The sequence below is a fragment of the Pseudomonas sp. BIGb0278 genome, assembly GCF_024809895.1.
Classification (GTDB): domain Bacteria; phylum Pseudomonadota; class Gammaproteobacteria; order Pseudomonadales; family Pseudomonadaceae; genus Aquipseudomonas; species Aquipseudomonas shirazensis.
This window is the reverse complement of the sequence record NZ_JANUEL010000008.1, coordinates 103,029-116,546: the sequence shown is the minus strand read 5'-3', so window position 1 is coordinate 116,546 and position 13,518 is coordinate 103,029. Positions and strand designations below refer to the sequence as shown.

Annotated in this window: 13 protein-coding genes; 8 read left to right on the top strand and 5 right to left on the bottom strand. The window is 63.6% G+C overall.

Annotation, left to right across the window (positions count from 1 at the left end; all coding sequences use genetic code 11):
- Positions 1-31 precede the first annotated feature (31 nt).
- Together M2396_RS22345 and M2396_RS22340 are read right to left on the bottom strand one after the other, a co-directional pair.
- Positions 32-1,684, bottom strand: coding sequence for an acyl-CoA dehydrogenase family protein (locus M2396_RS22345; RefSeq protein WP_150570964.1), 1,653 nt, complete (start codon positions 1,682-1,684; stop codon positions 32-34).
- Between the two features lie 114 nt (positions 1,685-1,798).
- Positions 1,799-3,778 (bottom strand): hybrid sensor histidine kinase/response regulator, encoded by a 1,980-nt coding sequence (locus M2396_RS22340; protein ID WP_259078813.1) that lies wholly within the window; start codon positions 3,776-3,778, stop codon positions 1,799-1,801.
- 264 nt (positions 3,779-4,042) lie between these two features.
- Here M2396_RS22340 and M2396_RS22335 point away from each other — a divergent pair, with 264 nt between their 5' ends.
- The 4 genes from M2396_RS22335 to M2396_RS22320 all read left to right on the top strand — a co-directional run bounded on the left by M2396_RS22335 (position 4,043) and on the right by M2396_RS22320 (position 7,504).
- On the top strand, positions 4,043-4,840 hold the full coding sequence (locus M2396_RS22335; protein ID WP_150570966.1) for a hydroxymethylpyrimidine/phosphomethylpyrimidine kinase: 798 nt from the start codon (positions 4,043-4,045) through the stop codon (positions 4,838-4,840).
- 21 nt (positions 4,841-4,861) lie between these two features.
- Positions 4,862-5,485: a thiamine phosphate synthase gene (gene thiE, locus M2396_RS22330; RefSeq protein WP_188036723.1), complete on the top strand. Its 624-nt coding sequence runs from the start codon at positions 4,862-4,864 to the stop codon at positions 5,483-5,485.
- Between the two features lie 15 nt (positions 5,486-5,500).
- Positions 5,501-6,784, top strand: coding sequence for a glutamate-1-semialdehyde 2,1-aminomutase (hemL, locus tag M2396_RS22325; RefSeq protein WP_101322245.1), 1,284 nt, complete (start codon positions 5,501-5,503; stop codon positions 6,782-6,784).
- A gap of 162 nt (positions 6,785-6,946) precedes the next feature.
- Complete coding sequence (locus tag M2396_RS22320; protein WP_101322246.1) at positions 6,947-7,504, top strand: tetratricopeptide repeat protein; 558 nt, start codon at positions 6,947-6,949, stop codon at positions 7,502-7,504.
- Between the two features lie 3 nt (positions 7,505-7,507).
- Here the strand turns inward: M2396_RS22320 and M2396_RS22315 are convergent, their stop codons facing one another.
- Positions 7,508-7,834, bottom strand: coding sequence for a DUF1820 family protein (locus M2396_RS22315; protein ID WP_101322247.1), 327 nt, complete (start codon positions 7,832-7,834; stop codon positions 7,508-7,510).
- 208 nt (positions 7,835-8,042) lie between these two features.
- Here M2396_RS22315 and M2396_RS22310 point away from each other — a divergent pair, with 208 nt between their 5' ends.
- The 4 genes from M2396_RS22310 to lnt are packed head-to-tail and all read left to right on the top strand — an operon-like array spanning position 8,043 to position 11,887.
- A complete protein-coding gene (locus M2396_RS22310) occupies positions 8,043-9,035 on the top strand; it encodes a PhoH family protein (RefSeq protein WP_101322248.1) in 993 nt (330 codons plus the stop codon).
- The gene (ybeY, locus tag M2396_RS22305) at positions 9,028-9,516 is read left to right on the top strand and encodes an rRNA maturation RNase YbeY (RefSeq protein WP_101322249.1); all 489 of its coding nucleotides are present in this window, start codon (positions 9,028-9,030) and stop codon (positions 9,514-9,516) included. The genes M2396_RS22310 and ybeY overlap by 8 nt, the downstream gene beginning before the upstream one ends.
- Positions 9,517-9,521: 5 nt before the next feature.
- Positions 9,522-10,361: an HlyC/CorC family transporter gene (locus M2396_RS22300; RefSeq protein WP_101322250.1), complete on the top strand. Its 840-nt coding sequence runs from the start codon at positions 9,522-9,524 to the stop codon at positions 10,359-10,361.
- Between the two features lie 8 nt (positions 10,362-10,369).
- The gene (gene lnt / locus M2396_RS22295) at positions 10,370-11,887 is read left to right on the top strand and encodes an apolipoprotein N-acyltransferase (protein ID WP_259078811.1); all 1,518 of its coding nucleotides are present in this window, start codon (positions 10,370-10,372) and stop codon (positions 11,885-11,887) included.
- Between the two features lie 182 nt (positions 11,888-12,069).
- Here lnt and M2396_RS22290 read toward each other — a convergent pair whose 3' ends face one another.
- Positions 12,070-12,831: a YdcF family protein gene (locus tag M2396_RS22290; protein WP_101322252.1), complete on the bottom strand. Its 762-nt coding sequence runs from the start codon at positions 12,829-12,831 to the stop codon at positions 12,070-12,072.
- A 133-nt stretch (positions 12,832-12,964) separates the two neighbouring features.
- Positions 12,965-13,279, bottom strand: coding sequence for a hypothetical protein (locus M2396_RS22285; RefSeq protein ID WP_101322253.1), 315 nt, complete (start codon positions 13,277-13,279; stop codon positions 12,965-12,967).
- Between the last annotated feature and the right edge of the window lie 239 nt (positions 13,280-13,518).

The window sequence follows — 13,518 nt, the reverse complement described above, 5'->3', positions numbered from 1 at the left end:
TAGCAAATACACCCCTGCGGATGCATTAGCCTCAGCACGGCCACGGCGGCGTCGCCCGCGCGACCAGCGCCTGCACGTCGACACCGCGCGGCAAGGCGCCGTAGACCCTGCCCGAGCCGCCCAGGCGGCTGGCGATGAAGCCATCGCTGACCTGCGCATTGCCCGCTTCGAGGAGTAGTTTGGCCTGCACCGCCAGGGCAATGTCTTCGCTCAGCTGGCGGGCGCGGTACTGGATGTCACTGGTGTCGGCCAAGGCGCTCTTGAGCCTGGCAATATGCGCCGCCAGCCGCGGTTCGCCGTGGCCATCGCCCAGCTCGGCGAACAACGCGTCCTGAATACCGGGCTCCTTGCTCAGTGCACGCAGCACATCCAGACACTGCACATTGCCCGAGCCCTCCCAGGTCGAGTTGACCGGCGCCTCGCGGTACAACCGCGGCAGGATACTGTCTTCGACGTAGCCCGCGCCGCCCATGCATTCCGCCGCTTCGTTGATCATCGCCGGGGCGCGCTTGCAGATCCAGTATTTGCCTACCGCAGTCATCAGCCGGGCGAAATGCGCCTGCTGCGGATCTTCGAGCTGGTCCAATGCCTGGCCCATGCGCAGACTCAGCGCCAGCGCGGCCTCGCTTTCCAGGGCGAGGTCAGCGAGCACGTTCTGCATCAAGGGTTGCTCAGCGAGCAGGCGCCCACTGACCTGGCGATGGGCGCAGTGGTGCGCGGCCTGGGTCAGCGCCTGGCGCATCAGCGCGCTGGAGCCGACCATGCAGTCGAAGCGGGTCATCGCCACCATTTCGATGATGGTCGGCACGCCGCGGCCCTCTTCGCCGATCATCCACGCCAGGGCGCCGCGCAATTCGATTTCGCTGGAAGCATTGGAGCAGTTGCCCAGTTTGTTTTTCAGGCGCTGGATATAGAACTGGTTGCGGCTGTCATCGGGGCGATGGCGCGGCAGCAAAAAGCAGCTCAAGCCTTTGTCGGTCTGCGCCAGGGTCAGAAACGCATCGCACATCGGCGCCGAGCAGAACCACTTGTGCCCGACCAGCTCGTACGCCTGGCCGGGGCCACCGGCGCCGACCGGATAGGCCCGCGTGGTGTTGGCGCGCACGTCGGTGCCGCCCTGCTTTTCGGTCATGGCCATGCCGAGGGTGACACCGGCCTTGTGCCGGTCGCCGACATTGCGCGGGTCGTAGTCGCGGGCCAGCAGCTTGGGCAGCCAGTACTCGGCAAGCTCCGGCTGCACGCGCAGCGCAGGCACCGCGGCAAAGGTCATGGTCAGTGGGCAGCCGGTGCCGGCTTCAGCTTGCGAGTGCAGATAGGTCAGCCCGGCGCGGGCAACATGCGCACCAGGCTGCGGCGCAGCCCAGGGCAAGGATGGCAAGCCATGCTCGACAGCAGTGCGCATCAACTGGTGATAGGCCGGATGAAATTCGACCAGGTCGATGCGATGGCCATAGCGGTCGTGGCTGTGGAACTCGGGCTTGTGCGCGTTGGCCAGAAACCCCGCCGCCATCAGCGGCCCACCGGCCAGCGCGCCATAGCTGTCCAGCTGCGCCTGCGCCCAGCCGGCGCCAAAGCGCTGTGACCATTGCTGCAACGGCAGATCGAGCCGGTACAGGTTGGCGCCATCCAATGAAGGCGGCTGGTTGCTGACCTGGTGAGTCTCGGCGTACTGGTGCAGGTTCATGGGCGCGCTCCTGGTGCCGTGCTGGCCTTGGACTGCCAGTGAAGCACCGTTGCGCGGTCAGTCAAAGTGACGAATCGGCCTATCGCGGCGGCGCTTTACGACAACGCCGTGCACTCAGAACCTGGCAACGCGGCCCGGCGGCGCCTGAACCTGGGCCGCGCTCAGGTTCAGGGTCAGTTCGAAACGGCTGCCCAGTCCGCGGGTCGACTCATGCGACAGGCTCGCTTCAAGCAAATCGCCCAACTGCCGGCAGATCGACAGGCCGATGCCCAGCCCGCCATAGCGCCGGGTCATCGAGCCATCGACCTGGAAGAAGCGCTGATAAAGCGTGGCCTGATCAAGGTCATCAAAACCAATGCCGCTGTCACTGACGATAAACGACAGCGCCAGGCTGTGCGGGCCAACCCGGCGGCCACGGACCTTGATCATCACCCCACCCTGCTCGGTGAACTTCAAGCCGTTGTCGACCAGACAACGCAGGCAGCGCATCAGCTTTGGCGCATCGCCGACCAGCTCGTCGGGCAGGTCGGCCGGGATATCCAAACTCAGGTACAGGCCTTTGCTCAAGGCCAGCCCGGCAAAGCTGGCGCGCAGTTCCTGCAACTCGCGGCGCAGGTTGAACGGCAAGGGATGCGCACGCAGCCGGCCCGCCTGCAGTTCGCTCAGGATGAGGATGTCGTCGACCATCACCATCATGTCTTGGGCGGAGCGTGTGGCAGTGTGTTGGTACTGGCTGAGTTCGCTGTCCATCGGCAGGGTCTGCATCAGCTGCAGCGAGCCGATCACGCCATTCATCGGGGTGCGCAGCTCGTGGGTCACGGTCGACAGGAACTCGTCCTTCAAACGGTTGCTGCGGGCCAGTTGCTGGTTGAGCTGCTCCAGGGTCTGGCCGGTGTCGCGCAGGGTCTGCGCCTGCTGCTCGCGCAAGCTGTTGATGCGATCGGCCAGAGCCAGCGACAGCAAGGCGACTTCCAGCGCGGAGCCGAGCTGGCTGGCGTACATGGTGATGAACACGTTGGGCAGATAGCCCAGCACCATCAAGGTATTGACCAGCCCGCCGAGCAAAAACGCCGACCAGGCGATGATGAACCAGCGCGCCACCCGCAGCCCGCGCCACCAGGCATACAGCCCGGCGCTGAAGATACTCACGGTGAACAGCAGCGCCAGCACCGTGGCCATGCGCAGAGCCACGCCGTAGCGCAGGGTCACCGCCAGCACCATGACCAGCGCGCCGCCGAGCATCAGCACTTGCAGCAGCCGGTCGAAGCCGCGGCTGAGCAGGCCCATCTGCAGGAAGTGGCGGGCAAACTGGCAGCCGAACAAGCCGGCGGCACCGATGAACAGCGGTGTCGCCGCGTTTGCCCACCACGGGCTGTCCGGCCAGAAATACGCCACTCCGGCGCCGTTGACCGACACCTGGTACAAGCCGAACGAGGCTATATAGAGGATGTAATAGAGGTAGCTGACGTCGCGCACACTGATGTAGATGAACAGGTTGTACACCAGCATCACCAGCAACACGCCGTAGATCATCCCCAGCACATACAGGCGGGTAGGCTGATCTTCCATGTAGGCATTCACCGACCATAGCGTCAGCGGCGCCTGAACCGAGCCTTCGCTCTGCAGGCGCAGATACACCGTGGTCGGCTGGCCGGGCTGCAGTGGTAGTTCGAACAGGTAGTTGTTCTGCTGGATTTGCCGGCTGGCATACGGCAGGGCATCACCGGTGCGCTGCGCCAGCTTGAAATGGCCGCGGGCGTCGGCCAGGTACAGCTCGAGGTGATCGAGCGGCGGGTAAGCGAGTTCCAGCAGCCATTGCCGGGCGGCCTGGCTGGCCGGCGCAACGTAGCGCAGATCAAGGCGCAGCCAGAATACCGAGTTGGAATAACCGGCGTTGAGCACGTCTTCTTTATGGGTGACAAAACGCTCGGCAAATTCCGCCGAGCTGACCTCGGCAATGGTCGCATTGGCCGTGCGGTCCTCATACACCTGCATGATTTTGCCTAGCGGCAGACGCCGGGTCGCGTCGTCAAAATCCACAGCTGCGGCGAGCACGGGCAAGCAGCCCAGCAAGATGATCAGCAAATAGCGCATTACAGCCCCAGCATGGCCCTTTCGGTTGCGTCGCGTTGGCCCCCTTTCCCTTTGAGGCGACGTAATCCGGTAGAGCCCGTTATCGAATTATTTGTGCACTCTAGCATAGCCATCAGTGATGGCGATCAAGTCCGCATTATTTTGACTGAACAGCTCTAGCACGCCATTTACAGGCGAAATAACCGTCCCATCCCGAGCAACGCCCTGCACTATCGACACGCGGGGCGCTTCGCCGAAATAGGTTTGGTGGTAAGCTCGCCGACCATGAATATCTACAGCTCCCGCCCCGTTGTCCTCTGTCTCTCCGGCCACGACCCCAGTGGCGGCGCCGGCCTGCAGGCAGATATCGAAGCCCTGATCGCCCAAGGCTGTCACGCCGCGCCCGCCGTGACCGCTCTGACCGTGCAGGATACCGTCAACGTCTCCGACTTCCGCGTGCTCGACCGCGAGTGGGTGCTGGCCCAGGCCAACGCCGTACTCAACGACTCGCAGGTGGCGGCGGTGAAGCTGGGCATGCTCGGCTCGATCGAAATGGTCGACACCGTGGCCGAGCTGCTGGCAGCGCACCCGCACCTGCCGCTGGTCTGTGACCCGGTACTGCGCGCTGGCGGCGGTGGTCGGCTGGGCAAGGATGAGGTCGGCTATGCCGTGCGCGAACGGCTGTTGCCGCTGGCGACCATCGCCACGCCCAACCTGCCCGAGGCACGCATTCTCGCCGAGCTGCCCGAAGGCAGTGCCGACGAGTGCGCAGCCAAGCTGCTGCCGTTCTGCAAAAACCTGTTGATTACCGGCGGCCACGGTGACGAAGACGCCATTCATAACCGCCTGTACAGCCGCGATGGCAGCAGCCAGACCTGGCTCTGCCAGCGCTTGCCGGGCAGCTATCACGGTTCCGGTTGCACCTTGGCCAGCGCCCTGGCCGGTCGCCTGGCCCTTGGCGAAGAACTGCAAAGCGCCGTACGCAGCGCCCTCGACTACACCTGGCGGACTCTGCGCGACGCCGAACAACTGGGCCGTGGCCAATTCGTGCCGCGCCGCCTGCCGCTGGATTTCTGCTCCTGAGCTACGCACACGAGGCCTGACATGAAGCTACGCGGTCTGTACGCGATCACCGACAGCCAGCTGCTCGCTGGCCGCTTTGAATCCCATGTAGAAGCGGCGCTGGCCGGCGGTGTGCGCCTGCTGCAGTACCGCGACAAGAGCGACGATGCGGCCAAGCGCCTGCGCGAAGCGGAAGCCTTGAAGGTGCTCTGCGAGCGTTACGGCACCCAACTGATCATCAACGACGACGCCGAGCTGGCCGCGCGCCTGGGCGTCGGCGTGCACCTGGGCCAGACCGACGGCCCGCTGACACCTGCCAGAGCCTTGCTCGGGCGCAATGCAATCATCGGCTCGACCTGTCACGCTCAACTCGAGCTGGCCGAGCAGGCCGCCCGTGAAGGCGCCAACTATGTCGCTTTCGGCCGCTTTTTCAACTCCGTGACCAAACCCGGCGCGCCGGCTGCCAGCCTGGAGTTGCTGGCCCAGGCCCGCGCCACGGTGAAACTGCCGATCGCCGTGATCGGCGGCGTCACCCTCGACAACGCCTCGGCATTGATCGACCACGGCGCCGACCTGCTGGCCGTCATTCATGGCCTGTTTGCGGCTGACGACGCCCACGAAGTCACCCGCCGGGCCCGCGCGTTCAACGCGCTGTTCGCTTCCTGAATTCGAGAGAAAACCATGTCCCGTTCCGAACTCCTTTTTGCCCAGGCCCAGAAGCACATCCCCGGTGGCGTCAACTCGCCGGTGCGTGCCTTCAAGAGCGTCGGTGGCACGCCGCTGTTCTTCAAGCACGCCCAGGGCGCCTACGTCATCGATGAAGACGACAAGCGCTACGTCGACTATGTCGGCTCGTGGGGGCCGATGATTCTCGGCCACAGCCACCCGGACGTGCTCGACTCGGTGCGCAAGCAGCTCGAACACGGCTTGTCGTACGGCGCGCCGACCGCGATGGAAACCGAGATGGCCGACCTGGTCTGCTCGCTGGTGCCGTCGATGGAAATGGTGCGTATGGTCAGCTCCGGCACCGAAGCGACCATGAGCGCCATTCGCCTGGCCCGTGGCTACACCGGCCGCGACGCTATCATCAAGTTCGAAGGCTGCTACCACGGCCACTCCGACAGCCTGCTGGTCAAGGCCGGCTCCGGCCTGCTGACCCAGGGCGTGCCGAGTTCGGCGGGGGTCCCGGCAGACTTTGCCAAGCACACCCTGACCCTGCCGTTCAACGACCTCGCCGAAGTCGAAAAGACCCTCGCCGAAGTCGGCCAGAGTGTCGCCTGTATCATCGTCGAGCCGGTTGCCGGCAACATGAACTGCGTACCGCCGGCGCCGGGCTTTCTTGAAGGCCTGCGCGAGCAGTGCGACAAGCATGGCGTGGTGTTGATCTTCGACGAAGTGATGACTGGCTTCCGGGTATCGCTGGGCGGCGCCCAGGGTCATTACGGCATCACCCCGGACCTGTCCACCTTCGGCAAGATCGTCGGTGGCGGCATGCCGGTCGGCTGCTTCGGCGGCAAGCGCGCGATCATGGAATGCATCGCCCCGCTCGGCCCGGTCTACCAGGCCGGTACCCTGTCGGGTAACCCACTGGCCATGGCCGCCGGCCTGACTACCCTCAAGCTGATCAGCCGTCCGGGCTTCCACGATGAGCTGAGCCGCTTCACCAGCAACCTGCTCGACGGCCTGCAACAGCGCGCCGATGCTGCGGGCGTGCCGTTTGTCACCACTCAAGCGGGTGGTATGTTTGGCCTGTACTTCACCGGCGCGGACGATATCGTCACCTTCGACGACGTCATGGCCAGCGACACCGAGCGCTTCAAGCGCTTCTTCCACCTGATGTTGGAAGGCGGTGTGTACCTGGCGCCAAGCGCTTATGAGGCTGGTTTCACCTCGATCGTGCATGGCGATACCGAGCTGAAAATCACTTTGGATGCGGCCGAGCGGGCGTTTGCCAAACTGAAGTAAATCAGCGCGGCTGAGGGCCTATTCGCGGCGGTCCGCCGCGAATAGGCCCCCGCAGCCCCACCTTCAGCAGAAAATCGAGTAAAACTTTGTAAGGTTGGCGCTGCTTATCCCATAATGTGCCACCAGAGACATCGGACAGCTTGCAGAGGTAAGTCGATCCCCATGAACCGCACCGGCCGCGCCCTGACCCTGGGCTGCCTGTTGCTCCTTCAGCCCCTGCTGGCCTTGGCAGAGGGCGGTAACTCGTTGCTGATTCCAGCGACGGGCCGCTGCACTCTCAACGTTCAGCCAGAGGACCTGCAGAACGCCCTCAAGGCGTGCGAGCACACTGCCGAGTCTGGGGATGCCCAGGCGCAGTACGAGCTGGGCGAGTTCTACTACAGCGGTAACGGCGAGCAAGCCGCACGCGACCTCAACAAAGCCCTCAACTGGTTCCAGCAAGCCTCGTTGCAAGGCCATGCTCAGGCCCAGTATCGGCTTGGCTCGATGTTCTTCCATGGTGAAGGGGTCAAGGCCAACAATGTCCAGGCGTACATTCTGCTGAAGATGGCCGCGGTCAACGGTGCCGAGGATGCCCTCGACCTGGCTGACGAAGTCACCGAGCAGATGCCCCGCGACGAACTCGAGCACGCCACCCAGGTGCTCGGCCAGATCTTCCGCAAATACCTGCTCGAACTGCAGAACGCCGAGGGCCGCAGCCCTTTCGCCCCGCTGCCGTAAGGATTATTTGGTAGGTATTGGCATCGGGAACGGCATCACGTTGCCGGTGATCTTGGCTTCGCTGATCTTCGCCGTACCCAACCGCTCGACTTCATCGATGCGCACGATCGAGTGCATCGGCACGAAGCTGCGGATCACTCCCTCAAACTGGGCCTTGAGCTTTTCTTCGCTCGGATCGACCACCACCTGGGTGCGCTCGCCGAAGACGAACTCTTCGATTTCGAGAAAACCCCAGAGGTCGCTCTGGAAGATCTGCTTGGCATACATTTCAAAGACCTGCCCCTGATTGAGGAAGATCACTTTGTAGATCGCGGGTTCGCTTTTGCTCATGATCGGCGTATAGGCACACTGGTCTGAAAATGGCCCGCATCATAGCAGAGCCCGGCTCACTACGAGGCCTCACATGGCACCGACGGCGGGTCAATTGGTCGGCAAAAGCGCCTGCACCGACCCTTGATCGTTTCAGTGCTTTCGCCACTGTCAGACAAGGGTTATTCTTGAGTTCACCTCTATAGCCGGCGAGCGGCCTAAAACGACCTTGAACGCACCCATAGAACCCCATCGTTTCATCCTCGAACCCTTCGAGGCCCATCGTTTCGCCAACCTGTGTGGCCAGTTCGACGAGCACCTGCGGCTCATCGAGCAGCGTCTGTCCATCCAGATCCGCAACCGCGGCAACCAGTTCGAACTGGTCGGCGAACCCAAGACCACCTCCGCTGCCGAACAGCTGCTGCGCCGTCTCTATCGTGAGACCAAGGCCACCGAGCTGTCGCCGGAAACGGTCCACCTGTATCTGCAGGAGTCGGCGGTCGAACACATCGCCAATCCGGCGGTCAACGAGGTCAGCGTTTCGCTGCGCACGCGCAAGGGCAAGATCACCCCGCGCGGTGCCAACCAGCAACGCTACGTCAAAGAGATCCTCGCCAACGACATCAACTTCGGTGTTGGCCCGGCCGGTACCGGCAAGACCTACCTGGCCGTAGCCTGCGCAGTCGATGCGCTGGAGCGCGAACAGGTGCGGCGCATCCTGCTGGTGCGTCCGGCGGTCGAAGCGGGCGAAAAGCTCGGTTTCCTGCCCGGCGACCTGTCGCAGAAGATCGACCCGTACCTGCGTCCGCTGTACGACGCTCTCTACGAGATGCTCGGTTTCGAGCATGTGGCCAAGCTGATCGAGCGTCAGGTCATTGAGATCGCGCCGCTGGCGTACATGCGCGGTCGCACCTTGAACAACAGCTTCATCATCCTCGACGAAAGCCAGAACACCACGCTCGAGCAGATGAAGATGTTCCTCACCCGGATCGGCTTCGGCTCGACCGCGGTGATCACCGGTGACATCACCCAGGTCGACCTGCCACGCGGCACCAAGTCGGGCCTGACCCATGTCATCGATGTGCTCAAGGACGTGCAGGGCATCAGCTTTACCCACTTCCAGTCCAAGGACGTCGTGCGTCATCCATTGGTGCAGCGCATCGTCGAGGCCTACGACCGTTTCGAGAGCCGCCAGGCCGAGGCACCCGCACGCGATGCTTGAACTCGACCTGCAACGGGCTACCGATGCGGCCAGCCCTGATGACGCCGACTTCCGCCGCTGGTGTGAGCTGGCCTTGCGCCAGCGCACTGCCGATTCGGAAATGACCATTCGCCTGGTCGATGAAAGCGAAGGCCGTGAGCTCAATCACACCTACCGTCATAAAGATTACGCAACCAATGTGTTGTCATTTCCTGCCGACGTCCCCGACGAACTGCTCGATATTCCCCTGCTGGGCGATCTGGTGATCTGCGTGGCCGTGGTCGAGCGCGAAGCGGCCGAACAGGGCAAGGCACTTGAAGCACATTGGGCACACCTGGTTATCCATGGTTGCCTGCATCTGCTTGGCTACGATCACATCGATGATGACGAAGCCGAAGAGATGGAAGCACTGGAACGAACATTGCTGGCAGAACTGGGTCACCCTGACCCGTATGCCGACGACCACCTCCCTACTACCGACATCAGCAAGGAACACGAGTAACCGCCATGAGCGAAGACCGATCGAGCAACGGGCAAAAGTCCTGGCTGGGCAAACTGACCCAGGCTTTTGCCCATGAGCCGAAAAACCGCCAGGAGCTCCTCGAGCTGCTGCGCGAAGCCCATCAGAACAAGCTGCTCGACAGCGAAGCGCTGACCATCGTCGAAGGTGCAATTCAGGTCGCCGACCTGCAGGTACGCGACATCATGGTGCCGCGCTCGCAGATGATCAGCATCAAGGCCAGCCAGACCCCGCGCGAGTTTCTGCCGTCGGTGATCGATGCCGCGCACTCGCGTTATCCGGTGGTCGGCGAAAGCCATGACGATGTGCTCGGGATCCTCCTGGCCAAGGATCTGCTGCCGCTGATCCTTCAGGAGAACGGCGACAGCTTCAACATCAAGGACCTGCTGCGCCCGGCCACCTTCGTGCCGGAGTCCAAGCGCCTGAATGTGCTGCTGCGCGAGTTTCGCGCCAACCACAACCACATGGCCGTGGTGATCGACGAATACGGCGGCGTCGCCGGCCTGGTCACCATCGAAGACGTGCTTGAGCAGATCGTCGGCGACATCGAAGACGAACACGATGTCGAGGAAGACAGCTACATCAAGCCGCTGCCAAGTGGCGACTTCCTGGTCAAGGCGCTGACGCCGATCGAGAACTTCAACGAGTTCTTCGACAGCGAGTTCTCCGATGACGAGTTCGACACCGTCGGCGGCCTGGTGATGAGTGCCTTCGGTCACCTGCCCAAGCGCAACGAAACCACCGAAATCGGCGCGTATCGCTTCCGCGTGCTCAACGCCGACAGCCGCCGCGTGCACTTGCTGCGCCTGACCCCGATTAGCCGTTAAGGAACACCATGCGTTGGATCACCCGCCCCGGCTGGCCCGGTAACCTGCTGGCCATGGCGGCCGGCGCGTCTACCCTGCTGGCCCTGTCGCCGTTCGACCTGTGGCCGCTGGCCCTGCTTGCCGTCGGCCTGTTCTACGCTGGCCTGCGCGAGCTGAGCCCACGCCAGGCCATGGGTCGCGGCTGGTGCTTCGGCTTCGGTCTGTACGGCGCCGGCACCAGCTGGATCTACATCAGCATGACCACCTACGGCGGTGCTTCGCCGCTGTTGGCGGTGCTGCTGCTGGTGGCATTCTTTGCCGCCATTGCCTGGTTCTTTGCCCTGCCCGCCTGGCTCTGGGCGCGCTGGCTGCGCCGTAACGAAGCGCCGCTGGCAGACGCCTTGTGCTTTGCCGCGCTGTGGCTGCTGCAGGAGGCCTTCCGCGGCTGGTTCCTGACCGGCTTCCCGTGGCTGTACTCCGGTTACAGCCAGCTGCATGGCCCGCTGGCCGGCCTCGCGCCGCTCGGCGGGGTGTGGCTGATCTCGTTTGCCCTGGCCCTCAGCGCTGCATTGCTGTGCAACCTGCACCGACTGCGCGCACGCCCGGCATTCATGGCAGTTGGCGCACTGTTGCTGGTGGCGCCATGGGGACTCGGCATGACCCTCAAGGACCACGCCTGGACGCGCCCTGCCGGCGAGCCGCTGAGCGTCGCCGCCGTGCAAGGCAATGTCGAGCAGGACCTGAAGTGGGACCCGGCGCACATCGACGCGCAACTGGCGCTGTACCGCGACATGAGCTTTACCTCCAAGCGAGTGGATCTGCTGGTCTGGCCCGAGACGGCCGTGCCGGTCCTCAAGGATCAGGCCCAGGGCTACATCGACGTGATGGGACGCTTTGCCGCCGAGCGCAACTCGGCCTTGATTACCGGGGTACCGGTGCGCGAAGTGGTGCATCAGCAACGGCGCTACTTCAACGGCATCACCGTGACCGGTGAAGGCGATGGCACCTACCTCAAGCAGAAGCTGGTACCGTTTGGCGAGTACGTGCCGCTGCAGGACATGCTGCGCGGGGTGATCGAGTTCTTCAACCTGCCGATGTCGGACTTCGCCCGCGGCCCGGACGACCAGCCGCTGCTGCAGGCCAAGGGTTATCAGATCGCCCCGTACATCTGCTACGAAGTGGTCTACCCCGAGTTTGCCGCCAGCCTGGCGGCGCGCAGCGATCTGCTCCTGACCATCAGCAACGACACCTGGTTCGGCACCTCGATCGGCCCGCTGCAGCACCTGCAGATGGCGCAGATGCGTGCGCTTGAAGCGGGCCGCTGGATGATCCGTGCGACCAACAATGGCGTTACCGCGCTGATCGACCCGTTTGGCCGCATCACCACGCAGATCCCGCAGTTCCAGCAGGCGATCCTGTATGGCGAAGTGGTGCCGATGCAGCAACTGACGCCCTACCTGCAATGGCGCTCGTGGCCGCTGGCGATTGTTTGCCTGTTGCTGATGGGCTGGGCGTTGGCCGCCAGGCGCATAGCCAAAACCGTGTGAGCAAACCGCGCAACACCTGCCTGCGCGGTCCCCTGTAGGAGCGGCCTTGTGTCGCGAAAGGGCTGCGTAGCGGCCCCAGGTTTCAGCTTCGCCGCCGAGATCCCCGGGCCCGCTTTGCGGGCCTTTCGCGACACAAGGCCGCTCCTACAAGGGGCGGTGTAATGAGCGCAAGGCGCATTGCCTCAGTAGAACAGCCGATAACCGATCATACCCGCCACCTCATTGAGCAATTGCCCGCTCTGCCAGACTGCTCTGCTTTCAGGCAGCAGCCCGGCAAACGGCCGCGCATGATCCTGGCCGAGGAAGCCCACTGGCGCCGGCACTACCTCGAAGCCCGCCTGCTCGAAGCTCCAGCGCGAGCGCTGCATGTGCCAGGCCTGGGTCACTACCACCACCCGGCGAATGCCCAACGGCTGCAACAGTTGCGCGCTCATCTGGGCGTTTTCCCAGGTGGTACGGCTGGCCTGCTCCTGCCACTTCACCGTAACGCCAAAGTCATCGCGCAGCCGATCGGCCATCAACTGCGCCTCGCTGGGCGGGGTACCGTAGTGCAAGCCACCGCTGGTCAATACCGGCAAACCAGAGGCCTTGGCCAATTGCGCGGCATAGCGCATGCGCTCCAGCGCGTGCCCGGTAGGTTGATCCTGGCCACCCCAGGCAGGGTCGCCACGCTCGCGGCCGGCGCCGAGCACCACGATCGCATCTGCCCGCTGGGCCAACCCCGACCACTGCGCCAGGCTCAGCGGCGTTTCGGTTTCCAGCTGGCGCGCGACCTGCTCCACCACCAGCGGCAGACTCATCAGCCATAAACCGCCCAGCCCCAACGTAAAGCAGGCAAATGCCAGCCGCGGCCGGCGCTTGCGCAACCACCACGCGGCCAGCAGCAAGATGAACAGCAAGCCAGGCGGCATCAGCCACTGCTTGATAAAGAATCGAATAGGCATTGCCTGCACCTCCTGTGAAGGCGTGCAGACTAAGAGGATCGACACCGAGCGACAAGTAGCGCCCGGCGCCGATCATGCTATGTAGATGATTGAACCGGCGCGCGGCGTTTTGCGCGCCAGCAGGCCAGCACGGCTACCGATGCGGCAGCGTCCTGGATCTGACCGGGGCGACGGAGCGCTTCCTGTCCTTGAGCCAGATGATCTTGGCTGAGCTCGGCTCCGCTGGTTTGACCGCAGCGGCGCTGGCAATGCGGCTCTCTGGAAAGATCTCCAGATAGGCCTTGATCACTTCGAACTCTGCGGGGCTCAGGCCACGCAACTCAAGTTCCGCTGGCATCTCGTCGCGCAATCGCACCGCCGTGCGGGCAGCTTCCAAGGCCAGCCCAAGGCGGTCGATCAAGCGTTCATACAGCTCCGGTTTGCTTGCGGGTAACTGCGACTCTCCCATCCGTTCACCTCATTGAAGATAACGATATCTCCCCCCACACCTGAGCTTAGCGGCGTTGTGCAAAGCAGCAGAGCGCTGCGACCAACGGCCCCCGGCGCCGCTGCGGGGCAATTGGGTTTCCCACGATACACAGCGCTCATGTATGCTACGGCGTTCACTCTCACCGACACCGGAGTGCCGGATGCAGCGAGGTTCCGCTGCCGGGAACAAGGTCTTCTCTCTCTCAGCCAAAAGTAGCC